Raw genomic sequence first — 26483 nt, forward strand, 5'->3', positions numbered from 1 at the left:
CGTGCGGCCATTGTTTGACTGCTTTGAGCGGAGATGGCTGTCGGGCGCACGGGAAACGAATAGATTTCAATTGTTTTTAACCAAAATCTGCCTTGATCGTCGGTCATGCCAACCGTCCTGATGTCGGAACCGGCCGTCGAACTAAGTGTTTTCGTTTGGCTTTAGCTATGTCGCGCGCCCCAAAAATCCTGGTCTTCGATTCCGGCCTCGGCGGATTGACCGTTTACGCGGAGATCGCGCGTCTGCGGCCGGACGCCCATTTGATCTATGCCGCCGATGACGCAGCCTTTCCCTATGGGGATCTAAGTGCCGACGTTCTGATCGCGCGGGTCATGTCGGTGTTGGAGCGTTTGATTGACCGCTGCGGTCCGGATGCCGTCGTCATTGCCTGCAACACGGCCTCAACCTTGGCGTTGCCGCATTTGCGGGCCCGGTTTTCCCACATGCCGTTCATCGGCACCGTCCCGGCGATCAAGCCGGCGGCGGGTCTCTCGCGCTCGGGTTTGATTTCGGTGCTCGCGACTCCGGGAACCGTCGCACGCGACTATACCCATGATCTGGTGCGCACCTATGCGGCGCATTGCGTGGTCAATCTGGTGGGATCGAGCGTGCTCGCAAGCCTTGCCGAAGCGTTCATGCAAGGGAGCCATATTGCGGACGCCGCCATCGCCGAGGAAATTCTGCCTGCCTTCGTATCGGACGAACACCGCCGTACCGATTGTATCGTGCTGGCTTGCACGCACTATCCGTTGCTTCTGGAGCATTTCGAACGGTTGGCACCGTGGAAGGTCGAATGGATCGATCCTGCCTCGGCCATTGCGAGGCGCACCGATCATGTTTTGCGCGAAGTCGGATTCTCCCTCGCGCCATATCCGTCTTCGGTGCCTAATTATGCAATCTTTACCGGGGAAGCGGGGCCGGGGGCGCAGCTTTTGGCCGCCTTGCGCCTTCGCGGCATTGCGAATGCCGTGATAGCGAAAATGCCTCACCACAAAGAACATATTCTCGGACCGCAAGCGCTCTAGAGGTGTTTGATCCCGTATTTTGATGATGCATTATTTTCTCCTGAATGGAGGGATGCGCTATGGGCCAGGTTCTTCACGGCAGCGCCACAACGACAGAGGCGGTCCGTCGAGCGGCACAACATAGTCAAGAGAGCCTGAGGGCTCTGGCCAAGCGCTACAGGATCAAACACATAGCTCGAACACAGCCCATCAAAACAGGGAGCCCTGGTTTGGCTTCCGCTTGCCCTTGCTGGCCGCGCGTTCGATAGGTGGGACCTGTTTGTCGGAGCCGGCCCGCGCGGCACGGCGGCCATCCGCAAATTCAATATCAAGCAAGGCGCCATCCGTTATCTCGGCCGCGCTGCGCAGCGGTTTGTCGTTCTCGTCCCGGACGAGCGCGAAGCCGCGCGCCAGGACTTGCTTATAGCCAAGGCTGCCGAGCAATTGTCCCAGGGTGTCGACGCGCGTCTGGCGGAGACTAATGCAGGATTGAAAGCCGCGCTTTAGGTGGTTACCCAAGGCATGGAGCGCGGCCTCCGCCCGTTCCTTTTCAAGCCTGACCCTCGTGACGCGCGCCGCCGCAAGTCTTGCCGCGAGATACGCAAGCGCTTGCGCTCTTCGCTCATTGCCGGTGGTCCGATAGCGCAGCAACCTTTGTCCGAGCGCCTTGAGGTGTCCCGCTTCGCGGGCCATTCTTGTCTGCGGGGACTGTTGCGCGAGGCGATGCGACAGGCGCGCCAAGCCGAGGTGCCATCCGTCATAGGCTCTTGAACGCGCGCCGATCAGGCGGCTTTCGAGGTTGTCGAGCCGTTGACGGGGCAGGGCGACAATCGTGTCGCTCTGCGGCAGGGCGCGGACCAGGGCCCGGAACTCATTGCGGCGGCGCTCGAGACCCCGCAACGAGGCGTTGATGTGGCGGCGGCCAAGGTCGGCGAGGCCGGCGGCAAGTTCACCGCGCACAGGCACGGCCTTTTCAGCCGCAGCGGTCGGGGTCGGCGCGCGGAGATCGGCGGCGTAGTCGATCAAGGTCCAATCCGTTTCATGGCCGACGGCCGCAATAAGCGGAACATGGCTGCGGGCCGCCGCGCGCACGACGATTTCTTCGTTAAAGCTCCAGAGATCCTCAAGGGACCCGCCGCCCCGCGCCACGATAATCAAATCCGGCCGGCGCAGGCGACCCTGTTCGGGCAGGGCGTTGAGCCCGTCGATGGCGGCTGCGATCTCGGTTGCCGAAGACTCCCCCTGGACCCGTACCGGCCAGACCAGGACGTGGCGGGGAAACCGGTCGGCGATCCTATGCAGAATGTCGCGAATGACCGATCCGGTTGGTGAGGTCACGACCGCGATGCATCCCGGCAGGAACGGCAAGGGCCGTTTGCGGGCCTCATCGAAAAGCCCCTCCGCCGCGAGTTTGCGGCGGCGCTCCTCGAAGAGCGCCATGAGAGCGCCGATCCCGGCGGGCTCCAACGATTCAATAATAATCTGATAGGTGGATTTCCCGGGAAAAGTCGTGACTTTTCCAATCGCAATGACTTCCAGCCCTTCCTGGGGCTTGGTCTTCAATTTGGAAAAGACCCCCTTCCAGATCACCGCATCGATGCGGGCAGACTGATCCTTGAGGCAGAAATAGGCGTGGCCGGACGAATGCGGGCCTCGATAGTTTGAGATTTCGCCGCGCACCCGCACGAAGCCAAAACGATCCTCGACCGTCCGCTTCAAGGCGGCTGATAATTCAGTGACGGTGAGCTCGGGCGCGTTGCTTTGGGGCTGATCGGACATGGCGCGAACATGCAGGATTTCGGCGTCGCAGGAAAGAGCGGTTCAAAATCGGATTTCCTGCGGCATTTATGCTATGCGGCGGGCTGCATAAAAAGGCCCGCAACCGTGGCGCTGACACGCGTTGAGCGGTAGCGTTGCTTGGCGATTCGGCATTTCTCGAATGCCGCACGGCTTGGCGGGAACATGGCGGTGTTTTGATCTGGACCGCGTTATTTGACCATCGGGAATTGCATGACCACCTTCGCGCCAGAGCAATTGAAGGAAACGCTGATCTTTCTCACAACGGCAGGCGTCGTTGTGCCGCTGTTCCGGCGCCTGAAAATCAGTCCGATCCTGGGTTTTCTCGCCGCCGGCGTCTTGCTCGGCCCCTATGGCCTTGGGGCGCTCGCGCAACACATCCGCTGGCTCTCGCTTTTTGTTCTTGGGGACGTCGCTGATATTGCACCGGTTGCAGAATTCGGCGTCGTTTTTCTCCTGTTTATGATCGGTCTTGAACTGTCCTGGCAGCGCTTGGTCATCATGCGCAAGCTGGTGTTCGGGCTTGGCGCATTGCAGGTGTTCGGCTCGGCCGCCGCTTTGGGAAGCATCGCCTTGCTGCTGAAAGAGCCGCCGAACTCGGCCGCGGTTCTGGGCTTTGCGCTGGCCATGTCCTCGACCGCCATTGTCATCCCTGTCCTCGCCGAAGCCAAGCGACTCGGAACCACGGCCGGCCGGGCAACTTTCGCCGTCTCGCTTTTTCAAGATGTGATGGTGGCGCCGCTCCTGTTCATGGTCACGATGCTTGGCATTCATGGAGGTGATTTCGGCACCGCCATGATTGCGGCATTGGTTCCGGCATTGACCGGCCTCAGTATCATCGTGCTGGGTGGCCGGCTCGTCATGCGGCCCCTTTTTCATCATGTTGCCGCGGCCGGATCGACCGAGTTTTTCATGGCGGCCTGCCTGCTGGTGGTAATCGGAACCGGCGTGCTCACCGCAATGTTTGGCATGTCGATGGGACTTGGCGCGTTTATCGCTGGCGTTCTCCTCGCCGAAACCGAATATCGGCGCGAGATCGAAGTGACGATCGAGCCCTTCAAAGGCTTGCTGTTGGGCTTGTTCTTCGTCTCGATCGGGGCAAGTCTCGATGTCTCGGCGGTGATGTCGGATCCATTCAAAATTCTTGGGCTCGCGCTTGGGCTCATCCTCGTCAAAATCTGCACCACCTGGCTGGCGGCCCGCATTTTCCGGCTATCTTCGCGCGTTGCGACCGAAGCCGCACTGTTGCTCGCGCCGGGCGGCGAGTTCGCTTTCGTGATCATCACGGCCGCCGTCGCGGCCAAGGCCTTACCCTCCGCCATCGGCGCGGATGTGATGATCGCGGTGACCCTTTCGATGTTCCTTGTTCCGTCCTTGGGTGCGCTCGCGCGAGCCATAACCGGTCGGCGCGCAGGGATGGAACCCGAGGAGCTTTTGCCACCAGAGGGACGCGATCAGGCGCCCGATGCGATCATCGTCGGCTATGGGCGGGTCGGACAGCTTGTCGGCGAAATGCTTCGCGAGCATGGCATGGGATTTCTGGCGGTCGAGACGGACGCGACCATGGTCAAGCGATTCCGGGCATTGGGAATCGACATTTACTGGGGCAATGCCTCGCGGCCGGATTTTCTTGCCCGGTGCGGATTAGGCAAGGCCAAGGCTCTGATTATCACGATGGACAGACCCGCCGACGCGGAAGAGATCGTCGCCAATTCGCGCGCGGCCTTTCCAAAGCTCACCATCGTCGCAAGGGCACGCGACGCGCAGCACGCGACCGTGCTTTATAAACTCGGCGTGAGTGATGCGGTCCCCGAGACGATTGAGGCAAGTCTGCAATTGTCGGAGGCCGTGCTCGTGGACATGGGCATTCCGATGGGGAAGGTCATTGCCTCGATCCATGGCAAACGCGACGAATTCCGAAAGATTTTACGCCCTGTTGCCGGCCGCGCCGAGGAAAGACATGCGATCAAGAGGTCGCTGCGCCTGAAGGAAATCAACAAACAAAAGTCGAGACCAAACGCCACGGAATGAAGTCGGTGCGCTATCACACAGCCTGGGCTTGGCGCATGTTGCTTTTGGCGACAACCGCGCGTCTTTGGCGCGATCAGTTCGACTTTGGGGGGAATAGGATGAAAGCAGCTTCCTTGTGTTTCCAGTCCGCGGTGGGGTTGGCAGTCTTGGGAATGGCGTGGGGTCTTGGAATGGCCATTTCCGGGGATCATTCCACCATGCCCGCGCATGCCCATCTCGTTTTGCTCGGATGGGTATCCTTATTTCTGTTCGGGATTTTTTATAAGCTTCATCCGGCGCTCGACCGCGGCCGCATCGCCTTGCTGCAAGTCTGCTTGTGGATCACCGGCACCCTGATCATGACTTTGGGGGTCGCGCTCATTCACACGGGCCGTCAGATTGGCGTGCCCTTCGCGTCGATTGGTTCGTTCATGGTGCTGGCAGACATGCTGCTCTTTGGTTGGCTCGTGGTCCGGCGCGAACGTGTCGAAGAGATGGCCCGTGTATCTTCGGCGCTTCTTGGCGAATGATCGTCGGAACGGGGCAATTGGGGCCCATCTGAAAGACTAGAGCATGTTCCGAAAAAGTTGACCGACTTTTTCGATCAGAACTTGCTCCAACTCGTTGAACTTGAGCGATTCCTTTTCGATCAGATGATTCCATCTGATCGGGAAGCGCTCTAAGAGCGCGGGATGTTCCCGCGCTTTCATCACTCCACCGTGTGTTTTCCGCGCCGACGGAAAATCCACAGGATAAGAGCAAGGACGAAGGGGACGGCGAGCGCGGTGGCGACGACCGGATCGAATATTTCTATCTTTCGATGCAATCCCTCGAAAAGCAGATGCAAGATCGAAAGCAGATAATAGGTGATGGCGGCGATGGAAACGCCCTTGACCGCTTGCTGCAATTTCAACTGTAACTGGAACCGGTCGTTCATATTGCTCAAAAGATCCTTGTTCTGACTTTCGAGTTCGATGTCGACACGGGTGCGCAAGAGCTGCGCCGCGCGGGCAAGCTTACGTGAGAGGTTTTCCTGGCGCTCCTCGGTCGAGGCGCAGGTCCGAATGGCCGGGGTCAGGCGCCGTGCCAGAAAAGCGGCCAAGGTCGGGATATTCGGCAACGCCTCTTCGCCAATCGCTTCGAGCCGCACACTCACAAGTTCCTGATAGGCGCGCGTCGCGCCAAATCGGTAAAGACATTGCGCCGCGCTGGCCTCGAGTTCCGCGGCCAGAGCGGTCAGATGATCGAGCAGTTCGCGGCTCGCCTCCAGCCCCTCGCTCGCGCGCATCTTTTGCACGAGCAGCGGCAACTCGTTTTCGATGCGTCGAATCACCGGGCTTGCGCTCTCGGCTTCCGGAAGGCCGAGCAAGGCCAAAGTCCGGTAGGTCTCGACCTCGAGGAGGCGCCGCACCAGCGCGCCGGCTTCGACGGGAGTCAAACGGCGGTCGAGCACGAGCATTCGCACGAAGCCGAACGCATCCGGATGAAAATCGGTGGCGACAATGGCGGCGCCGCCTGCAACTTCCGAAGCGGCAAGCCGGTTCGGTTCAAACAGCGATTGCCAGTCCGCATCCCAGGGAGCTTCCGGTAGAAAATGAAGGTCGGCTGCGACGATCAACGGCCCTGGCTGCGGCAGGAGCCGCATATAGTTGGAAAGATCGCCGGCGCTTGGCTGAAACGCGGTATGCGCAATGCCGTTGGCGTCCGCCTTGGGAGAGGCTTGAAGAAACTCCCAGGAGTAGGTCATGAACTCGCCATGATGCTCCCAGCGCAAGACGACCTGCGAGAGTTCAACCAGATACTGCCTGGCCTCGGACGGGGGAGCGGGACAAGCGCGTGCGAGGCAAAAAGAATCGAGCGCTGCCCGTGCTTTCGTTGCGGCGGCCTGATCGGTCATGAAGGCAAAATGCAGGATGCGTCTGGGTCCGTCCAATTCGGCAAAAGGCCGGGCGTGCACTTCCGCCAGAACGCGGCCACGCTGGGCATGGGGCAGAAACGCCGTCGCTTTGTTGTCTTGTTGTTCCGGCACGTGATCCTATCCTTGATAGCTATGGAGTGTAAGGCAGCCCAGGCTTTCCAATTTTCGCGCGGGCCATCTGATGAATCGGCCGCTGGCCTATAGTTTCAAACGCGCGGGCGCAGTTCGTCTTGGCCTCATGCTTTTCTTCCCCGCCGGATGTGGAATATGTAGAGCCCGTTTGCTACCTCCTCGCGCTCCAGCGTATCACCGGTCTCCCGGACAAGATGCGGAATATCAATGACGGCCAGCCGATCGGTGCATTCCACAATGATAAGGTCACCCGAGGCCAGCCTTCGAAGGGCCTTGCGCGTTCGTAGCACCGGCAGGGGACATTGCAATCCGCGAAGATCGAGATAAATCGAAGACAAACAAAAATCCATGCTGGGCGACGCTGCCAAATTCGGCTTGGAGAGGGGCAAGCAATGCGGGTGATAGGCGTGGTCGGTTGGAGCGGCGCGGGTAAGACGACGCTGATCGTCAAGCTGATCCCGCGCTTGCGGGAACGCGGCCTGACCGTCTCGACGCTCAAGCACGCGCATCACGCGTTCGATGTCGACCAGCCGGGCAAGGATTCCTATCTCCATCGCGAGGCTGGAGCAACCGAGGTGCTCGTCGCCTCCACCCGGCGGTTTGCCTTGATGCATGAAATACGGGGGGCGGAAGAACCCAATCTGGCTCAGCTCTTGTGCCGCCTCGCCCCGGTCGATCTCGTGCTCGTCGAGGGGTATAAGCGCGACGCCCATGCAAAAATCGAAGTTCACCGCACGGCAAATGCCAAGCCTTTGCTGTATCCCGACGATCCAACCATTGTCGCGCTTGCGACCGACGCCAAAGAAAATCCGCCGCTCGATCTGCCGTGCGCCCATCTTGACGACATCGAGACCATCATTGGCCTGATCCTCTCGCGTGCGCGCCCATTGGAAGAAACAATTCGCACTCTCGCCGACGGCGACAAAGACAAAGCATAGGACAATTTATGGCTCAACTCGGCAATGATAGCTTCGCGGCCGGTGCAGCGCTGATGCCATTGGAGGAAGCAGCCGAGCTACTTTTGGCGCGGGTTCCCTGCGTCGAAGGCACCGAAGAAATCCCTCTCGCCGAAGCCGTCGGGCGGGTGCTCGCGAAGCCTGTCTTGGCCCCCATCGACTTGCCGCCCTTCGACAATTCCGCGGTCGATGGCTATGCGGTGCGGTTTCAAGATCTCGCCGCGAATGTCGAAACCACACTTGCGGTCTCGGGCCGCGTAGCTGCTGGGCAATCGTCGCTTGCTGCAAAGACCGATCGCAAGGCCGTGCGCATTTTTACCGGCGCCCCCATCCCGGAGGGAATGGACACGGTTTTCATGCAAGAGGATTGCCGGGTCCTCTCCGATGGCTCCGTGGTCTTCCCGGCCGGACTCGCGCAGGGTGCCAACCGCCGTTTGCGCGGTGAAGATATTCGGCGTGGCGACGCAGCGCTGCAGAACGGCCGGCTGTTGCAGCCAGAGGATCTGGGGCTCGCCGCGGCGCTCGGCCTCGCGTCGCTCGTCGTCCGGCGGAGATTGAGAGCGGCAATTTTTTCGACCGGCAATGAGATTGTTTCGCCGGGGGAGCCGCTGCGTTCGGCCGCCGTCTATGACGCCAATCGATTCATTTTGCATGGATTGTTGCGCCGCCTCGGTGTCGAGGTGACGGATCTCGGAATCCTTGCGGACGACCAACAGATCATTGGACCGGCGCTGCACGCGGCGGCGAAAACTCACGATCTTGTCTTGACCTCTGGCGGCGTCTCTGTTGGCGAGGAAGACCACGTCAAGGCGGCGGTTGCCCAACATGGTTCTCTGGTTTTTTGGCGTCTGGCGATCAAGCCGGGACGCCCAGCTGCGATGGGAGTGATCGAGGGCACGCCATTTGTGGGTCTGCCCGGCAATCCCGTCGCCGCCTTTGTGACCTTCGCCTATATCGTGCGGCCTCTGGTTGCGGCGCTCTCGGGGGCCTTGTTCGAACCGGTGCGTCCTCTCTCCGTCGTCTCTGGCTTTGCTTACGAAAAGAAAGCCGGACGCCGCGAGTACGTCCGGGTCTGCTTGCGGGGCAATGCCGCCGACGGCATGATCGCTGAAAAATACCCCGTCGAAGGATCGGGAGTTCTGACATCTCTCACCCGCACGCATGGTTTTGTCGAATTGCCGGAGGCCGTCACCATTGTAACGCCGGGAGAGAAGGTGGCCTATATTGACTATCGTCTGATCAGATAGTCCTTGGTTCCGTTGAGCTGTGCGGCTGACCCGCATGTCGCATACCGGGACATCTGCACGGGCAACAAGCCGGAGGCCAAGAGGAGAAAACGTCGTCGATGCTCTATCTGTGGATCATGCTGGGAAGCGCTCTGGGCGGTGCCGGGCGTTACTGGTTTTCCGGATTCGTCGCAAATCGCATTGGGGAAACCTTTCCCTGGGGCACAATTTTTGTGAATATTTCCGGCTGCTTCGTGATTGGGTTCTTCGCCACCCTGACCGGCCCCGATGGCCGCCTGCTGGTTGGCACCACCGCCAGGCAATTCGTGATGGTCGGTCTTTGCGGCGGCTACACCACATTTTCCTCGTTTAGCCTGCAAACGCTTACTTTGGTTCAAGATGGCGAATGGGCACGCGCCGCCGCCAATGTCGGCCTTTCGGTGGTCCTTTGCTTCGTCGCGGTCTGGCTAGGTCACATCGCCGCCAGCATGCTCAATCAATTGAAGGGAGTTTGAAGAATGCAAATCCCCCGCGATGCCTTGCTGCTGCGGATCTTCGTCGGTGAGGACGATCGCTACGACCATCAACCTCTCTATGAAGCGATCGTGATGAAAGCGCGCGAATTGCATCTTGCCGGTGCGACGGTGCTGCGCGGACCGATGGGATTTGGCCATTCAAGCCGACTGCACACGACGAAAATTCTCCGACTGTCGGAGGATTTGCCGTTTGTGATCGAAATCGTCGACAGCGAGGACAAGATCAACGCTTTTCTGCCCGTCCTCGACGGCATGATGACCAGTGGCCTCGTTACGCTTGAGAAGGTCCAGGTGGTTCAATATGGATCCACCACCAAGACTCAAGGGGGTTAGGCATCGCGCTGGCGTTCCGGGTGCGTCCCATGTCCGGCGATTGCGACGAGACTCCGGTTGTTCTTGTCTTGAACCTTGGCTAACGTGACGCCCACGTTTGCGTCAAAGTGCACCGGGACGGGGGCAGTATCCAGATGTTGGGCGAAAATCAGCGTTGGCCGAAGAGGTTTTCCCCGATAACGTCGCCGCTTCGGGACAGATAATCATGAACGAGACGAATATGACGGACCGCGCCATCGCAAAGGGCGGAATTCTTGGACGCGAACGGATTGTTGCCAAGCCAGGATTCAACCGTTGGCTGGTTCCCCCCGCGGCCCTCGCCATCCATCTCTGCATTGGCATGGCCTATGGTTTCAGCGTCTTTTGGCTGCCTTTGTCCCGCGCGGTCGGAACCGCGACCGGCGACAAAGTCCCGGCTTGCGCGGGCGCCGCGACGACGTTTTGGGAAAAGACCGTCGGGACTGCCCATGCGCTGACCGCGACGGATTGCGAATGGACGCAATTCGATCTCGGCTGGATGTTCACGCTTTTCTTTGTTCTGCTTGGCTCTTCGGCAGCCATTTGGGGCGGCTGGCTGGAACGCGCGGGCCCCCGCAAGGCGGGCGTCTACGCAGCCCTTTGCTGGTCCGGCGGCTTGATGATCTCGGCGGTCGGGGTCAACATGCATCAGCTCTGGATGCTTTGGATCGGGTCTGGCGTGATCGGCGGCATTGGGCTTGGTCTTGGCTATATTTCGCCGGTTTCGACGCTGATCAAATGGTTTCCCGATCGGCGGGGCATGGCCACCGGCATGGCGATCATGGGGTTCGGCGGCGGTGCGATGATCGGTTCGCCGCTGGCCACTTTGCTTATGAGCTATTTCAAAACCGCAACCTCGGTCGGCGTCTGGCAAACCTTTGTTGTGCTGGGCCTTGGCTATTTCGTTTACATGATAGCCGGCGCCTTTGGATACCGGGTGCCACCGGAGGGTTGGAGCCCCGAAGGCTGGACGCCCTCGGCGGTCCAGAAGGCCATGATTACGACCCATAATGTGGATCTGAAGGATGCGCATAAGACGCCGCAGTTCTGGCTGATCTGGGGGGTGCTGTGTCTTAACGTCTCCGCCGGCATTGGCATTATTGGCGCCGCCTCGCCGATGCTGCAGGAAACTTTTGGCGGCACTCTGTTTCGCGATCCTTCGGTCGGTTTCGTGCAGTTCACCGATGCGCAAAAAACCCTGGCGGCCGCGATCGGCGGCGGGTTCGTCGGCCTGTTCTCCTTGTTCAATATCGCGGGCCGGTTTTTTTGGGCGACGCTGTCCGACAAGATCGGCCGCAAGGCGACCTATTTCGCCTTTTTTATTCTGGGCACGGTATGCTACGCGCTGGCCCCGACACTGGCCAGCCTGAGGCTGCTTGGCGTATTCGCGGCCTCGTTTTGCCTGATTGCCTCAATGTATGGCGGCGGCTTTGCAACCATTCCCGCCTATCTTGCGGACATGTTCGGGACGCGATTTGTCGGCGCGATCCACGGTCGCTTGCTGACGGCGTGGTCGACCGCGGGCATCGTCGGACCGGTGATTGTCAATTATCTGCACGATACCCGCGTAGCCGAGGGCATGCCGCGCGATCATGTTTACGATCTGATCTTCTATATTCTCGCGGGGATGCTGGTTATTGGCTTTATTTGCAACCTGCTCATCCGTCCCGTCTCTCCCAAATGGTACATGACCGAAGACAAGCCCAAAATCCTGGCAGATGCGACGCTCGCCATTTCATCCAAAACTCACGGAATCGGCCGTGGCGGCCTGGATGTGAAGGCCTTGTTCGCCTGGGCGACAGTCGGTATTCCGCTCGCTTGGGGGATTTGGAAGACGATCGAAGGTGCCGCAAAAATCTTCCAATGAGGACCTGAAAATCACCAAAGGCCGCCTTGAGCGATCGCAGCGTCAGGATTTCTCTTCGATCTCAGAATTCACGTCATCCGATTCGGCGAATTGCAGGTCGAGCAAAGCCAAATCTCTCTTGATCGCATGAATTTTGCGTTCGAGCTGCAGCAGGATTGCCCGGCTGTGGCCCCCGCGCGCGGCAGAACTCCTTGCTTCGCAAAGCGTTTTTTCGGCGAGCTCGACGCGAGCCTCCATTTCTCGCCGGCGTAATTTTCGTTTATGCGGCATCCGGATTTCTCCCCCAAGATCCGCTCGGGCCGCCAACCCATGCCATGTGCGGCCGCCTCGACAACGACCCCATAGTGCAAGCCTCCATTTTCGCGGACCGGCTAGCGGTGCGAAAAAGAGTTATCAACAGCCCATCCCCGTGGCCGTTGCCATCAGCAAACCCAGCGTTTCAATTGGACAATGAAGTTGCGGCGGCAGTACGGCAACGCTGTTTTCGGCTCGATTTTGGAAACGGGTCTGCCTGACGTCACGGCGTCTGGAAATCGGTTCCCGTCATGATCGGGCCATGAGTTCCACGGCGAGGCCATAAATCCGCATCCGTTCCTCTTCGGGCATGGCCGCGAGGGTTTCCAGATAGACTTGGCCGGCGCGGCACATTTCCGCATCGTCGATCGGTGGATCGCTGGCCTTGCCGTCGAGGAGCGCCTCGATTTCGGACGTGTTGAGGCCTTGGGCGAACAGCGCTTTTTCGAGCGTTTCAAAGTCCGCGTCGGTTGGCGCCGGCCGCTCGACCCGCTTTATTTCTCCATCGTGAATGGCATCAATGCCGGCAATGGCCATTGCGGCTATGAGACCGCGGTTTTGGGCCGAGAATTCGAAAAAGCCGGCGTCCTCGCCACCGTAGAGAAAATCGACGCAAAGATGCCGATCCTTGGCTGCGAGCGCATGCAGAACCGCAAGTTGCATTTCAAAAATATGGTCCAGCGCCGGCTTGTCGGCCTTGGCCGCTAAAATTCCGCGCGACAGGCGCAAGGTCCGCGTCGCTTCCGAAAACAACGAATCTTCGCTCCCTAAATTTCCGGATAGGGCCGCACGCCGCGAAACCGTCGAGAAGAAAGATTCATATTCCTGCGGAAAGACGCTTTTCAGCCGTTCGAAAAAGGCCGCGTATTCGGGCACCGCAAAAAGCTTGCGCTCCAACGCTCGCCGGGTGGCCTCAATCGCTTCGGGAGAGACATTTGCCTTCACGGTTCGGGGCGAGGTCGCCGGATAAATCGCCTTGTGCAGAAGCGCCGCGCCGACGATGATCCCGGCAAGGGCCGCGAGGCCAAGGAGCACGAGCCGCAAAATATTCACACGAGGACTCCCCGCCAGAGTAGCCAAACTCGAACGCTGACCTTGCCCAAATCGGCGAAAGCCGGCAAGTCCGCTGCATTTCACTTGGCCTATTTCAACGCCCCGCCGTTCCCTCTCCCAGAGCGTCAGCAAAATCGAGGTTGGACTCTGCCGACCATTGAAGGGCTTTGTTTCCTTCGGCCGTGGGGGGAGGCGCCGTGATCCGAAAACGCGGGAATATCTCTCGACAGCTGGGGCTGCCATGACGTATTTGGGTCATGGACAGATGAATGACATTATATAATATTAGTTATAGTCAAGGTTTAGCTCCGGCAACGGCCGCGACTGGGTATTTACGAGTCAGATGGGGGTGGACCAGCCACGCATCGACGCGGCTTTTAAAGTGGCTCGATGAATAATCCCAATATATGCGGATCGATAGGCAGCCTTGATATGGCAGTGAACATTGAGGACGACCCTTCCGAAGAAGCCGAACTCTTGAACCGGGTGACAATTAATCTGCGGTATATCGCCGGAGATCTAAATAGTTTGGCGGAGGCCATAGCGTCTTCCGACAGCGACATCGAGGCGTTGGGTAAATCGCTAGACAATTGCATCGCTATGTTGATGGCTGCGCGTAGATCGGTTCCGGCGGTTGGGATGCGCGGCGCCGATGGGCCAAGAGCCACCAAGGGCGTTCGTCCCTATCGTCCCGTGCAAGTCCGCGAGCGTGCCCAGTGGCGCTATTTTGTGACGCCCGCTTCAGCCTCAAACAGTAGCGCGCAACCTTCCGAACCCCGCGTCGAGATCCGCCTTCAAGTCCTCGATGTCTTCGAGTCCGACGGAAAACCGTAACGAGGGGCCCGGCGGATTCCATGCGGTCGCGCTTCGATAGGCGCGGCAATCGAAAGGGATGACGAGACTTTCGAACCCTCCCCAAGAATAACCCATGCCGAACAGTTTGAGACCGTCCAGCATGGCGGCGAGCGCAACCGGCGAACAGGGTGCGAGAATGACGGAAAAAAGTCCCGACGAGCCCAAGAAATCCCGTTTCCAAAGCGGATGGCCGGGGCACGACGGGAAGGCCGGATGAAGGACCTTGACGACCTCCTTGCGGCCGCTCAGCCATTGCGCGAGATCGAGTGCTTGGCGCTGTGCTTCCCGCAGTCTCAGATCGAGGGTGCGGAGACCACGCAAAGCCAGAAAGACATCCTCGGGTCCGGCGCACATCGCAAAGGCATCGAAGGTTGCCCGAAGCCTTGGATACCAACGCTCATTCGCGGATACCAGACCGAGGAGAAGATCGGAATGGCCGGAAAGATATTTCGTGCCGGCCTCGACCGCCATGTCCATGCCGCGTTCATGCGGCGGAAAAAACAGCGGCGTTGCCCAGGTATTATCGAGGATCGTACAAATCCCCTTGGCCCGCGCAAGGACCGAGATCGCCGGGACGTCCTGGACTTCGAAGGTCTGCGAGCCGGGCGTTTCTATAAAGATCACGCTTGTATTCGGTCGGATCAAACTTTCGACGGAGGCCCCCATCAAGGGATCGTAATAGGTCGTTTCAACGCCCATGCGGGCCAAGATCGTGTCACAAAAAATACGAGAGGGACGGTAGACCGAGTCGGTTACGAGAATGTGATCGCCCGCCTTCACGGCGGTCAGCAGGGCGAGACTGATCGCGGCAAGGCCGGTCGGCGCGAGCACGGTTCCGGCCGCTCCCGACAATTCGCTCCAAGCGCTTTCGAGCGCCTCGGTTGTGGGCGTGCCTTGCGTTCCGTAGGAAAATCGAGTCTTGCGCGCGGCCAGATCCGCGAAGGTGGGAAAGAGCACGGTGGAACCGCGATAAATCGGCGTGTTGACGAACCCATATTGTTCGCTGGGGCTGCGCCCGGCATGAATCAATTTCGTCCGGCTTTTCAGGCGGCTGCGGTCGTGCGGGGTTGTCTCGGTCATTTTTGCGTCCGTTCTGCCGTATGTGCGCCGCAAACTGCGGTTTTGATCCTTTCCTCGTCAAGTCGGTGCCTGAAAAATGAACTTCGCGGTTGCATAATTGAACTCCCAGTCAAAGTTGCTGAAGCCTTCCCTCCCATCAATTATACCTGCCACATTCCGCAGCATCCTGCGGATTATTTGGAATTTTTCTATGCGCAAAATGGCTGTCTTAAACATTGTAGCCGCTTTTCTGCTTTCTGCGACCGCGGCACAGGCAGACACGCTCGACCAAGTCAAAAAGAGGGGGTATTTGACCTGTGGCGCCAATCCGAGGCTCGCCGGATTTGGGATCCCGGACGATCATGGCCATTGGAACGGCTTTGATATCGACTTCTGTCGTGCCGTGGCAGCCGCGGTCTTTTATGACGCCGGCAAAGTGAAGTTCATTCCGCTGAGCGGCAAGAATCGTTTCACCGCCTTGGAAAACGGCGAAATAGATGTGCTGTCCCATAATACGACCTGGACCCTTTCGCGAGAAACAGGGCAGGGCTTTCTCTTTCCGGGGATCAATTATTTCGACGGTCAGGGCTTTATGGCGCGCAAGAAGTTCAACTATTCATCGGCGCTTGAACTGTCGGGCGCTTCGGTCTGCGTCGAGCAAGGCACCACGACCGAGTTGAACCTCGCCGATTTCTTTCGCGCCAACAACATGAAATATGAAGCGGTAGCTTTCCCGAGCGCCGAGGAAGCGCTCAGGGCCTATGACAATGGCCGTTGCGGCGTCTTTACGACAGATGCTTCGGGTCTTTACGCCGAACGCTCGAGGCTCGCCGATCCGGAAGACAGTGTGGTTCTTCCTGAAATCATCTCCAAGGAACCGCTCGGACCTGTCGTGCGGCAAGGCGATGATCGTTGGTTCAATCTCGTGAAATGGGTGAACTTCGCCCTGATCGATGCCGAGGAACTCGGAGTGACCTCGAAGAACGTCGATGAAATGGCCAAATCCGAAAGCCCGGACATCAAACGGCTGCTCGGCTTTGAAGGAAACTTCGGCGCAGCGATGGGTCTTGAGTCGGATTGGGCCTATCGCATTGTGAAGCTGGTCGGCAATTATGGAGAAATATTCGACCGCAACCTCGGCGAAGGTTCAAAATTGAAGATCAAGAGAGGCCTGAACGCGCTTTGGACGAAAGGTGGCCTGCTCTACTCTCCGCCAATTCGCTGAGCCTCTCCCATTGGACCCATCGCCTTTCTGGAGTAAGGCAGACGGCTTCTCTGGATAAATCGAGCATGAACATGTTTTTCATGTGAGCTTCAGCACGCGCTTCGCACTATGCGCGATGTAGGCTCCGTATGGCCGAAGTTTGGCCTTTCGTGGAGCAAGACATCCAATAGGATGGAGCGAAATCATGAAGACAAGTCTGAAGTTTGTGCTGGCTGCAGGCCTTGGTCTTTCCGGGGTCGGCTTTGGATCCGCCTCGGCCCTGCCGATGAGCGGTCTTGATCCCGCGGTCGCGCGACCGGCGGATCAGGCGACGGGCGTTGATAAAGCCCGCTGGATTTGCGGTCCCTATGGCGGTTGCCGTTGGGTACCCGGTTGGCGCTATTGGGGACCCCGTTATCCTTACTGGCGGCCGTATGGCTACTGGGGGCCAAGGCGCTGGGGGCCTTATGGCTATTATCGCGGTTGGCGGCGCCCATATTATTGGTAACTGCATGCGAAGGCTGATCGAAGGATCAGTCCTGCGCAAGTCATTTGAAATATCGTTCGGGCAGCTGGTCAGCCTCCCACTCGGCAAATCAGAAAAGCGCACCCCGGCGCGACCGCACGCCGGGGTGCGCCGTTTCATGGATGCCCCCCCGAAAGCGGCTTGATTGAAATGAAATCTTGGCGCTTGACGTTTCACCCGTGATGGCGTGAGAATTTTCTTCTCTCGACACGCCTCCTCTCCCCACCCTCCGAAATTGCATCGTCCTTTGCTGGGAATCTAATCTTGGTCGACGCTTGGCTTTCGCTACCGCTCCCCGCGTTGATTTTGGCCTTGATCGGCTGTTTCGCCACTTCTGCGCTTCTCTTGATCGGCGTTTCCTTCGGCCCCGTCATCGGGCCACGGGTCCAAAGCTTCAGGGGTGTTGTCGGGCCATTTTTTGGCGCTATCGTCCTCATTTTCGGGATTTTGGTTGGCTTTCTCGCGACCGACGTTTGGGATCGAAGCCGGCGCGCGGCGGCAACGGTGCGCGCGGAAGGAGCCCACCTCGTCTCGTTGCATGATTTGGTGGCCGCCAACGGCCTGTCGGGCGACGAAATCGACGATGCCATTCGCGCCTATGTCATTGCGGTCGTGAATAACGAATGGCGGAGCATGGAAGATGGCAATGCCTCCGCCGAAGCCGAATCGGCGCAAGATCAATTGTTGAAAACGATCGCGCAGTCGGAATGGAGGTCCGGGGAGTTCAGTCGTTTGTTGCTCGACACAGCCATGAAGGTGAGGGAGGCTCGGGCCGAGAGGCTTGCGCTGAGTTCGGATTATTCCGAAAGCGCCAAATGGATGTGCGTCCTCTTAATGGCCTTGATGGCTCAGATCAGCCTCGCCGCCGTGCATCTCGACGCGATCCGCCCGCAAATTGCAGCCTTGTTCATCTATACGACCAGCGTCCTGATCGTGCTCAATCTAATTGCAATTCATGAAGCGCCTTTTCAGCCGCCGCTCGCCGTCTCGTCGGCTCCGATCGCCGCGCTTCTGGACATTATTCCGGCAAGATAGACAGGCGAACGCCCCTCGCAATTTATACGAGGGGAGATCGCGCGCCGGCAAAAGCCTAAAACGGTCGTTGACGACGAATGAGCCGCTTCGCGGTCCGCATCGCGGCGGTGACCGCCGCTTTCGACCGGTCGGCAATGATCGAATGGCCTGGGGGGTGCGGCGTGAAACCCAGGCGCCGAAGGTAATAGTTGGCCCGATACACGTCCGCCTGCAACCAGATGGGAAATTCCATATTGAGGCTGAGCGAAACCGAAATGGAATCGTGGTTCTGCACCCAGTGCGCGCCATGCGTCGGAATATGGACAGCATCGCCCGGTCCGAGGGAGAATTTGGTCGCCCGCTCCAGGGCATGCGGTTTGAAAGTTCCGGCGTTGTTCGACACGCCGTAATAGCGTTCGATCTCCTCTTCAGGGGTAATGCTACGGTCGAGCGGATCGCATACCCAAAGATCCTTCGTCCCATGCACCTGAACAAGGAAGTTCACTTCCGCATCGAAATGATAGGGCGTCTTCCGATTTGGCGACGTAATGAAGATCAACATCTCCGGATTGCGCAGGATCTTCGCGCCTTCCGGGCCGGCGATGCTGCGCACAAAATCGGCATAGTCATCGAGGAGGGCCTTGTACCTCGGATCCACCTCGACATGCTTCATGACAATCCACGCGCCGGCCGTCTCGATGCGGTCGATGATCTCGGGGATCGGCATGGTCGGGGCAGGGGTCGTGCCCCATTTGTCGGTGATCTTCAAATCACCCACATCGACATAGAGATCGTTATGGCGCTTGGCGGCTTCGCGCGCCACAGGGATCAGAGCATCGATCTTAAACAGCGGATGCTCGGCAAGTGGATGATGCACCTGAAATGGCTTTTTGTGGAGCGCCTGGCGACAGTCCTCGAGCGAGTCGACCGTTCTCCATCCATGGGCGGCGAACGGCGCACCGGCGTGATCAGCGCTTCGATTCGGGGTTGGACGATCGACGGCAACTGGATCGGCCGAGTCCAGCGGGGGCGAGATCTGCGTGTGCATCAGTCCCTCTCGGTCAATAATTCACAAGTTCCAGCCCTGGAACTTCATGTTTAGCGGGAATCGGAATAAACTGCAATTTCATACGGGTTGGAAGTGCCGATTTGCACTGTCGAGGCGGCCGATTTGAGTCGCCACAAATGTCCTTTGTCGATATGCGTCAATCCGTCAACCAAGATTTCGCAAAGGACCCCATGCGACCGTTGCAACGCCGGATCGGCACGCGCCCGATCCAAGTCAGCAAGGCCTTTCAATGAACGACGTCGGCTTCGTTCATCTTCATGTGCACAGCTCCTGCTCGTTGCGGGAAGGCGCCATGCCGATCGGCAGATTGGCCAAGCTCGCGGTCGCGGATGGGATGCCTGCGCTCGCCATTACCGACACTAACAATCTTTTTGGCGCCTTGGAATTCTCCGAAAAGCTCGCGAAGGAAGGCGTGCAGCCGATCATCGGCTTGCAAATTGCCCTCGATTTCGGGGATGGGGCGGCGATGGCGCCGCGCGCCGGGGTCAATACGGCCGGCCATGCCAACATCGTTCTCCTTGCCCAGGACGCGGCAGGATATTTGAACCTCATGCATGTTGCTTCCCGCGCTTGGCTCGATCCCGAGCCGGGAGATCTGCCGCACGTCGACATCGCGCGGCTCGAAGCGCGGACGCAAGGGCTGATCGCCCTGACAGGAGGTCCGAACGGTCCCCTCGACTTGGCCTTCGCGCATAATCGTCCCGAGCTGGCCCATGCCCGCATGGCCGCGCTTCAAGAGCTATTCGGTGGCCGCCTTTATGTCGAGATTCAGCGTCATGGCTTGAGCTCCGAACATGCCATCGAACCGCGTCTTCTTGATCTCGCCTATCGCTCGTCGCTTCCGCTTGTGGCCACCAACGAGGTGTTCTTCGCGGCGGCCTCCGATTACGAAGCGCATGATGCGCTGATTTGCATTGCCGAAGGCACGGTCATCGGCGACCAAAACCGCCGCCAGCTTTCTCCCGACCATCGGTTCAAGAGCCGGTCCGAGATGGTTGCGCTTTTTGCCGATCTTCCCGAGGCCACGCGCAACAGCGTCGAGATCGCTCTGCGGTGTGCCTATCGGCCGTTGACCCGCAAACCGATCTTGCCACGTTATGCAGCCAGCGGTGCCCTCGAGGACGAAGCGGAGGAACTCCGCATCGAGGCAGAGGCCGGATTGGCGGCGCGTCTTGCGGCGCATGGACCGGCACACGGCTTCTCTATCGAGGATTATCGCGAAAGGCTTGCCTTCGAACTCGACGTCATCATCAAAATGCACTTCCCAGGCTATTTCTTGATCGTCGCGGATTTCATCAAACATGCCAAAGCCCAGCAGATTCCGGTCGGACCCGGGCGCGGATCAGGCGCCGGCTCGCTGGTGGCCTATGCGCTCACGATCACCGATCTCGATCCGATCCGTTTCGGGCTCCTGTTCGAGCGCTTCCTCAACCCCGAACGCGTGTCGATGCCGGATTTCGATATCGATTTCTGTCAGGAACGGCGCGATGAGGTGATCGCCTATGTCCGGCGTCGATACGGCGACGACAAAGTTGCGCAAATCATCACCTTCGGATCGTTTCTGGCGCGCGGTGTCATGCGCAATGTCGGTCGGGTCCTCGAAATGCCGCTCGGCCAGGTCGATAAGCTGGCCAAGATGGTGCCGCAAAATCCGGCCGCCCCGGTAAGCCTTAAGCAGGCGATCGAGCTGGAGCCGCGGCTGAAGGAGGCGGCCGACACAGAGCCACGCGTTGCCAAAATGCTCCAGATCGCGCAAACGCTGGAAGGGCTTTACTCCAATGCCTCGACCCATGCGGCGGGCATTGTCATTGGTGACCGGCCGCTGGAAGAGCTTGTGCCGCTCTATCGCGATCCTAAGTCCGATATGCCGGCGACCCAATTCAATATGAAATGGGTGGAGCAGGCGGGCCTGGTAAAGTTCGACTTCCTTGGCCTCAAGACGCTGACCGTCCTGTCCTACTGTCTCAAACTTCTAAAAAAGCGCGGTGTCGCGATTGATCTATTAACAATCCCTTTGGACGATAAGAAAACCTTCGCCATGCTGGAGCGTGGCGAAACCGTCGGCGTGTTCCAGCTGGAAAGCGCGGGCATGCGCAAGGCCGTAACCGATATGCGGGCCGACCGTTTCGAGGACCTCATCGCGCTGGTGGCGCTTTACCGGCCCGGCCCGATGGCCAATATTCCGGTCTATTGCGCTCGGAAGAATGGCGAAGAGCCTATCGAATACGCGCTTCCCGAACTTGAGCCCATCCTGCGTGAGACGTTCGGAGTGATCACGTATCAGGAACAGGTCCAGCAGATCGCCCGCGATCTTGCCGGCTACAGCCTTGCCCAGGCGGATCTCTTGCGGCGTGCTATGGGCAAGAAGATCAAGGCCGAGATGGATGCGCAGCGCGAACGCTTCGTGTCTGGCGCGATCGAAAGAAAGATCGCCAAGCCGACTGCCGATGCTATTTTTGATGCCTGTGCGAAATTTGCCGAATACGGGTTCAATAAGTCTCATTCGGCTCCCTACGCCTTGCTTTCCTATCAGACGGCCTGGCTCAAGGCGAATTATCCGGTCGAATTTCTCGCCGCTTCCATGACGCTCGACAAATCGAATACCGACAAGCTGGCCGAATTCTGCAACGAGGCGCGGCGGTTGGGGATTAAAGTCCTGCCGCCTTCGGTGCAAACGTCGGGCGCCGATTTCGAGCCCGCCCAAATCGATGGCCAACCGGCTATCAAATATGCGCTCTCGGCGATCAAGGGCGTTGGCGAGGCGCAAGCGCTGGCGGTTGCAAGAATCAATGGCGTCATGACGCAAGATCAAAGCGGCCTTGGCTTTCGCGATCTGAACGATTTCGCGACGAGACTCGACTCGCGCGATGTCAACAAGCGGATGTTGGAAAGCCTCGCCTCGGCCGGCGCCTTCGACGAGCTCGAACCCGACCGGGCGCGGGTTGTTGCTGGCGCCGAAGCGATCCTTGCCTCGGTCCATCGGCGTCAGGAGGAGCGACTGGCCGGCCAAAGCGTGTTGTTCGGCGGCGAAATCCGCGAAACCATCGTCTTGCCGAAAGTGGAGTCCTGGTCGCTTGCCGAACGGCTGCGGCGCGAGTTCGATGCGGTCGGATTTTTTCTATCCGGCCATCCGCTCGATGCCTATGCGGCAATTCTCGCGCGATTGCGGGTGCAGCGCTGGGTGGATTTCGCGCACGCCGTCAAGCAGGGCGCCTCCGCCGGCCGGCTCGCCGCAACTGTTCTTGATCGATATGAGCGCCGAACCAAATCGGGCTCGAAAATGGGCATCGTTCAGCTCTCGGATCCCTCCGGCCAATATGAAGCGATCCTTTTTCAGGAAGGCCTCAACCAATACCGCGATCTTCTGGAAAAAGGCGCCGGCGTCCTCGTTGGCTTGCAAGGCAATGTCGAAGGTGAGGACGTGCGGGCGCGCATTGTTTCCGTCGAACCTTTGGATCAAGCGGCCAGCCGGATCGGCAAAGGGCTCCGGGTTTTTCTACGCGACGAAAATCCGCTGAGCCAGATCGCCCGGAAGTTGACGTCGCAAGGCGAGGGCGAAGTGTCGCTTATTCTCCTGACCCCCAGCGGCGAAGTCGAAGTGAAACTTCCCGGCAAGTTTTCGGTTTCACCGCAAGTCGCGGGCGCCCTCAAAGCCATACCGGGAATCGTCGCGGTCGAGCATGTTTAAGATTGTGGGAGGCAAACAATGCCGATGAAACTCTATTGGGCGCCGCATACACGATCGCTCCGCGCTCTTTGGGTTCTCGAAGAAGCCGGCCTGCCTTATGACCGCGAGTTCGTGGACCTGTCGGCTGGCGTGCAAGGGACGCCGGCTTTTCTCAAGATCAACCCAATGGGGAAAGTGCCGGCCTTGACCGATGGGGCGGCCACGGTCGCCGAGTCGGGCGCGATCTGCGCCTATGTGGCCGACACGGTCCCACAAGCGAACCTCGCTCCTCCGATCGGCGATCCGGCGCGTGGCCGCTATCTGCAATGGCTGTTCTTTGCGGTCGGCAACATCGAGGCGGCCTACATGCAGAAATTCACCGGTTTCTCGGTGTCGACGCAGTCGGCCGGCTTTGGCAGCTTTGATCGGGTGATCGATGTTTTGGAGGCGGCGGTCGATAAAGGTCCGTGGCTGCTCGGCGATCGGTTTTCGGCCGCGGATGTGATGGTCGGCAGCGATCTTTATTTTGGGCTTCAACGCTTCAAGATCGTGCCGTCGCGCGCGCCGCTCGAAGCCTATGTGGACCGCTGCCTCGCGCGTCCGGCGATGGAACGCGCCATGGCCATCGATGCGGCGGGAGCTTGAGGGATAAGAAATCAAAACCTGGGGATCTCCGGAAACGCCAGCTTCCCGCCATGCACATGCATTTGGCCCAGCTCCGCGCAGCGATGCAGCACCGGAAATACTTTGCCGGGATTGAGGAGCTGCTTCTCGTCAAAAGCGCATTTGACCCTGATCTGCTGGGCAAGATCGATGTCGTTGAACATCGCGGGCATCAAATCGCGCTTCTCCACGCCGACGCCATGTTCACCCGTCAGCGCCCCGCCATGGGCGACGCAAAGGCGCAAAATATCCGCGCCAAACTCTTCCGCACGTATAAGTTCTCCCGGCTTGTTGGCATCATAGAGAATGAGCGGATGCAAATTGCCATCGCCGGCATGGAAAACATTGACGACGCGTAGCCCATGACGCTCGGATAATTCTCGCATCCCAGCCAGAATGCGCGGCAGTTCCTTGCGGGGGATCGTCCCGTCCATGCAGAAATAATCGGGCGACAGCCGTCCGACCGCCGGGAAGGCTGCCTTGCGTCCCGCCCAAAAGGTGAGACGCTCGGCATCCGAGTTCGAAATCCGGCAATGGGTGGAGCCTCGCGCGTGCGCGATTTTCTCGACAAGGCCGACGAGGTGGTCGACCTCCACCGGCGGCCCGTCCAGCTCGACGATCAGCAAGGCTTCTGCATCGCGCGGATAGCCGGCATGCACAAAATCTTCCGCCGCCGCGATGGCCGGTCGGTCCATCATCTCCATGCCGCCGGGAATGATCCCCGCGGCGATAATGTCGGCCACACAAGCGCCCGCCGATTCGCTCGATGCGAAGGCGATCAGCAGCGCGCGGGCTGATTCGGGCGCGCGGAGGATACGCACCGTCACTTCGGTGACGACGCCCAGCATCCCTTCCGAACCAATGACAAGGGCCAGGAGATCGTAGCCGGCCTCGCCCAGATGGCAGCCGCCGAGCCGGATGATCTCGCCGGTCATCAAAACCATCTCGACGCCAAGCACATTATTGGTGGTGAGGCCATATTTCAGGCAATGCACGCCGCCGGAGTTCTCGGCTACGTTGCCGCCGATCGAGCAGGCAATTTGCGAGGAGGGGTCCGGCGCGTAGTAAAAGCCTCGGTGCTCGACCGCGCTGGTGATCGCGAGATTGGTTACGCCGGGCTCGACCGTCGCGCAGCGATTGTCGAAATCGATGTCCTTCACCCTGTTGAATTTCATCATTGAAAGCAAAATGCCGTCTTCCAGCGGCAAGGCTCCCCCCGACAAGGAGGTTCCGGCACCGCGGGGGACGACCTTCACGTTGTTTTCGTGGCAATAGGCGAGCACGGCGCTGACCTGCTCGACGGTCTCCGGCAGGACGACGACCAAGGGAAGGGTCCGGTAGGCGGTGAGGCCATCGCTCTCGTAAACGCGCCGGCCGGCCTCCGGCTCGATGACGCCCTCGCCGGGCACGATCTTTCGCAATGCCGCGACGATTTTGGTCCGCCGGGCGACAATGGTTTCATCGACGTCGATCGGCTTCAACTAGCGCACCCTCACGCCAAAACTGGCTTGTGGACTCTTGTCTGGATGATCGGAGATTTTGGGACCGTCTTGATGATCTTTGAGCGTTGGAGCTTCACTACGTCGGGCTACAGCAGTGGAACACCAGTCTCCCGATTATTAACTTCAAGATCGAGTTTCCGAGTCCACTCAGCCAAATCCTGGGAAATACGATTTCGTGCAATTTCTAAGTATACCGGATTTATGTCACTTAGAATTGCGCGTCGATTCCTGATTTTTGCGACAGCGCCTGCCGTTCCCGACCCGCACATTGGGTCAAAAATCAGGTCGTTCTCAACGGTGACCATCCGAATGAGTTTATCGTACACTGCGATCGGCTTCTGTGAAGGATGCCCTGTTTGTTCTTTCTTACCGACAAAGCCAATATTAAGGGAGCTCTCGATGACGCTCGCGGGCCCGGGCATGTAGCGCAGCTTCCCTTGCGTCATCTTCTGAAGCTGAATGGAATTTAGGAAGTGCTGCGGGTACAGAGGGGCGGCAGGCTTCGCGATGTGCAGGCAGGTCTGCTGAGCTGAACGCCAGCCGCGGATCACCGATGGATTGTTCTTATAGTACCAAGTGAGCCAGGCTACGAGTTGATGTCCTTGCGGAATCTTGCGTACGAATGGCCCCAGGATCTCCGGAAACCCCCATAGATATACGTGCGAAGATATCTTGCAGGCCCGCGCCAGGAGCTGCTCTATAAATACGTCGTATTTGTCCACGACGCCGCCTGTCCCTTTATTATACCAGGGGTCTAACATCGTTAAGGTCGGCTGGATTCTCTTCGCTTCAATGTAGTCAAAAGAAGCAAACACGTCTTGCGGTTCGAGAAAAACAACGCGCTCCTCCTGCATTTCATCGTTAGAAACCGGGTACATTTTCTGGCTACTTCTCATTTTTGACTATCTTTCCACTTTCAAGAAATGTGTAGCCGAAATATTCTAATAGGAAGCGGAACGCCTCCCGCTTTTCAGTCATACTTGCTGCTTGAATTATAGCATAGATGTTCAGCTTGCCGGTGGCGTTATCCCAATAATTCTTCTTTGTGACCTGATGCCGACCACATAAGGCTTGCCACTGTGCTGCGTCTTGTGGATCAGAATTCGGATTGACGGAATGCGGGCTCATGTGGTCCGGCGTGAGTTTCACGCGTCCACCACCGATGGGATCAATCGCGCCTGCATGAAGGCCGCAATACTCGCCCGCTTCGCGCCACTCACACCTGTCGCCAGCGCGTTCAAGAACCACTTTCCAAGTTTGTGGAGTTGGCCTTACGCGCTTACCAGCTATCTCACGCCGATTCGCGTGGGGCATCATATATTCACCTGGCCTCAAGCTCTCCATGTCTCTGCTAGCCCAGATTGTATAGCCCTCGTCAGTTCTTAGTTCAGATAGACGCTGATGCCAGTTCTCAGGCTCCACGCCAGTTAAGGGGTCTTTGCTCGCTTCGATGATTTGCTGGCGCGTGATTACCTTGCCTAATTTCCCAAGAAAAAGGTTTCTGATGCGATCTCGAACACCTGAACCGCGCGCCATCTTGCTCCGCCAATTTATATAGCGAAACACCTTACAAAATAGCTACGGATTATGAAACAGCTATACTTATATGGAACCCCAGCCTTGCCTTCCCGCGCCCGCCGCCCTATAAGCCCACCCATTCCACACGCGGATCGCGCGGCCCTGATTGAAGGGTCGCTCCCGGTGGCTCCTTCCCTTGGGAAATCCCGAGAGGAGGGGGTCCATAACGATCCGCGGCGGTCCTAACCGGAGAATGTATCAC

At 58.8% G+C, this 26483-nt stretch carries 23 protein-coding genes and 1 pseudogene; 14 read left to right on the forward strand and 10 right to left on the reverse strand.

Annotated features, from left to right (window positions below; all coding sequences use genetic code 11):
* Positions 1-167 precede the first annotated feature (167 nt).
* A complete protein-coding gene (locus CU048_14825) occupies positions 168-1025 on the forward strand; it encodes a glutamate racemase (protein ID QBR72342.1) in 858 nt (285 codons plus the stop codon).
* Positions 1026-1084: 59 nt separating this feature from the next.
* Positions 1085-1189, forward strand: a pseudogene (locus tag CU048_14830) (IS481 family transposase).
* 25 nt (positions 1190-1214) lie between these two features.
* Here the strand turns inward: CU048_14830 and CU048_14835 are convergent.
* A complete protein-coding gene (locus CU048_14835) occupies positions 1215-2783 on the reverse strand; it encodes an exodeoxyribonuclease VII large subunit (GenBank protein QBR72343.1) in 1569 nt (522 codons plus the stop codon).
* A 231-nt stretch (positions 2784-3014) separates the two neighbouring features.
* Here CU048_14835 and CU048_14840 point away from each other — a divergent pair, with 231 nt between their 5' ends.
* Positions 3015-4832: a potassium transporter TrkA gene (locus tag CU048_14840; GenBank protein QBR72344.1), complete on the forward strand. Its 1818-nt coding sequence runs from the start codon at positions 3015-3017 to the stop codon at positions 4830-4832.
* Positions 4833-4930: 98 nt separating this feature from the next.
* On the forward strand, positions 4931-5341 hold the full coding sequence (locus CU048_14845) for a hypothetical protein (protein QBR72966.1): 411 nt from the start codon (positions 4931-4933) through the stop codon (positions 5339-5341).
* A gap of 179 nt (positions 5342-5520) precedes the next feature.
* On the opposite strand, the gene CU048_14850 is transcribed toward CU048_14845, so the two are convergent.
* Positions 5521-6804 (reverse strand): DUF3422 domain-containing protein, encoded by a 1284-nt coding sequence (locus CU048_14850; GenBank protein ID QBR72967.1) that lies wholly within the window; start codon positions 6802-6804, stop codon positions 5521-5523.
* A gap of 161 nt (positions 6805-6965) precedes the next feature.
* On the reverse strand, positions 6966-7211 hold the full coding sequence (locus tag CU048_14855; protein ID QBR72345.1) for a preprotein translocase subunit TatB: 246 nt from the start codon (positions 7209-7211) through the stop codon (positions 6966-6968).
* 42 nt (positions 7212-7253) lie between these two features.
* On the opposite strand from CU048_14855, the gene mobB reads away from it, so the two are divergent.
* The 5 genes from mobB to CU048_14880 all read left to right on the forward strand — a co-directional run bounded on the left by mobB (position 7254) and on the right by CU048_14880 (position 11797).
* On the forward strand, positions 7254-7799 hold the full coding sequence (gene mobB / locus CU048_14860; GenBank protein ID QBR72346.1) for a molybdopterin-guanine dinucleotide biosynthesis protein B: 546 nt from the start codon (positions 7254-7256) through the stop codon (positions 7797-7799).
* Between the two features lie 8 nt (positions 7800-7807).
* Complete coding sequence (locus CU048_14865; protein QBR72347.1) at positions 7808-9064, forward strand: molybdopterin molybdenumtransferase MoeA; 1257 nt, start codon at positions 7808-7810, stop codon at positions 9062-9064.
* 98 nt (positions 9065-9162) lie between these two features.
* Positions 9163-9558: a fluoride efflux transporter CrcB gene (locus CU048_14870; GenBank protein ID QBR72348.1), complete on the forward strand. Its 396-nt coding sequence runs from the start codon at positions 9163-9165 to the stop codon at positions 9556-9558.
* Between the two features lie 3 nt (positions 9559-9561).
* Positions 9562-9912 carry a hypothetical protein gene (locus CU048_14875; GenBank protein ID QBR72349.1) on the forward strand — a complete coding sequence of 117 codons (351 nt, stop codon included), beginning with the start codon at positions 9562-9564 and terminating at the stop codon, positions 9910-9912.
* Positions 9913-10117: 205 nt separating this feature from the next.
* Complete coding sequence (locus tag CU048_14880; GenBank protein ID QBR72968.1) at positions 10118-11797, forward strand: MFS transporter; 1680 nt, start codon at positions 10118-10120, stop codon at positions 11795-11797.
* Positions 11798-11839: 42 nt separating this feature from the next.
* Here the strand turns inward: CU048_14880 and CU048_14885 are convergent, their stop codons facing one another.
* From CU048_14885 to metC, 3 genes are all read right to left on the reverse strand, one after another.
* Positions 11840-12034 (reverse strand): hypothetical protein, encoded by a 195-nt coding sequence (locus tag CU048_14885; protein ID QBR72350.1) that lies wholly within the window; start codon positions 12032-12034, stop codon positions 11840-11842.
* 306 nt (positions 12035-12340) lie between these two features.
* Positions 12341-13144 carry a hypothetical protein gene (locus tag CU048_14890; GenBank protein ID QBR72351.1) on the reverse strand — a complete coding sequence of 268 codons (804 nt, stop codon included), beginning with the start codon at positions 13142-13144 and terminating at the stop codon, positions 12341-12343.
* Positions 13145-13891: 747 nt separating this feature from the next.
* A complete protein-coding gene (metC, locus tag CU048_14895) occupies positions 13892-15079 on the reverse strand; it encodes a cystathionine beta-lyase (GenBank protein ID QBR72352.1) in 1188 nt (395 codons plus the stop codon).
* A 190-nt stretch (positions 15080-15269) separates the two neighbouring features.
* Here metC and CU048_14900 point away from each other — a divergent pair, with 190 nt between their 5' ends.
* From CU048_14900 to CU048_14910, 3 genes are all read left to right on the forward strand, one after another.
* On the forward strand, positions 15270-16283 hold the full coding sequence (locus CU048_14900; GenBank protein QBR72353.1) for an amino acid ABC transporter substrate-binding protein: 1014 nt from the start codon (positions 15270-15272) through the stop codon (positions 16281-16283).
* A gap of 347 nt (positions 16284-16630) precedes the next feature.
* Entirely contained in the window at positions 16631-16933 is a 303-nt protein-coding gene (locus CU048_14905) for a hypothetical protein (protein QBR72354.1), read from the forward strand.
* Between the two features lie 89 nt (positions 16934-17022).
* Positions 17023-17823, forward strand: a complete 801-nt coding sequence (locus CU048_14910; GenBank protein QBR72355.1) for a hypothetical protein — start codon at positions 17023-17025, stop codon at positions 17821-17823.
* A gap of 55 nt (positions 17824-17878) precedes the next feature.
* On the opposite strand, the gene CU048_14915 is transcribed toward CU048_14910, so the two are convergent.
* Positions 17879-18850: a transcriptional regulator gene (locus tag CU048_14915; protein ID QBR72356.1), complete on the reverse strand. Its 972-nt coding sequence runs from the start codon at positions 18848-18850 to the stop codon at positions 17879-17881.
* Between the two features lie 250 nt (positions 18851-19100).
* On the opposite strand from CU048_14915, the gene CU048_14920 reads away from it, so the two are divergent.
* The gene (locus tag CU048_14920; protein ID QBR72357.1) at positions 19101-22559 is read left to right on the forward strand and encodes a DNA polymerase III subunit alpha; all 3459 of its coding nucleotides are present in this window, start codon (positions 19101-19103) and stop codon (positions 22557-22559) included.
* Between the two features lie 24 nt (positions 22560-22583).
* Positions 22584-23183 (forward strand): glutathione S-transferase family protein, encoded by a 600-nt coding sequence (locus CU048_14925; GenBank protein ID QBR72969.1) that lies wholly within the window; start codon positions 22584-22586, stop codon positions 23181-23183.
* An 11-nt stretch (positions 23184-23194) separates the two neighbouring features.
* Here CU048_14925 and CU048_14930 read toward each other — a convergent pair whose 3' ends face one another.
* The 3 genes from CU048_14930 to CU048_14940 form a co-directional block, all read right to left on the reverse strand.
* Positions 23195-24682, reverse strand: a complete 1488-nt coding sequence (locus CU048_14930) for an FAD-binding oxidoreductase (protein QBR72358.1) — start codon at positions 24680-24682, stop codon at positions 23195-23197.
* A 107-nt stretch (positions 24683-24789) separates the two neighbouring features.
* The gene (locus tag CU048_14935) at positions 24790-25599 is read right to left on the reverse strand and encodes a hypothetical protein (GenBank protein QBR72359.1); all 810 of its coding nucleotides are present in this window, start codon (positions 25597-25599) and stop codon (positions 24790-24792) included.
* Positions 25589-26239, reverse strand: a complete 651-nt coding sequence (locus CU048_14940; GenBank protein ID QBR72360.1) for a restriction endonuclease — start codon at positions 26237-26239, stop codon at positions 25589-25591. Before CU048_14940 ends, CU048_14935 begins: the two co-directional genes overlap by 11 nt.
* Positions 26240-26483 lie beyond the last annotated feature (244 nt).

The sequence above is a fragment of the Beijerinckiaceae bacterium genome (assembly GCA_004564215.1).
Classification (GTDB): domain Bacteria; phylum Pseudomonadota; class Alphaproteobacteria; order Rhizobiales; family Beijerinckiaceae; genus Methylocapsa.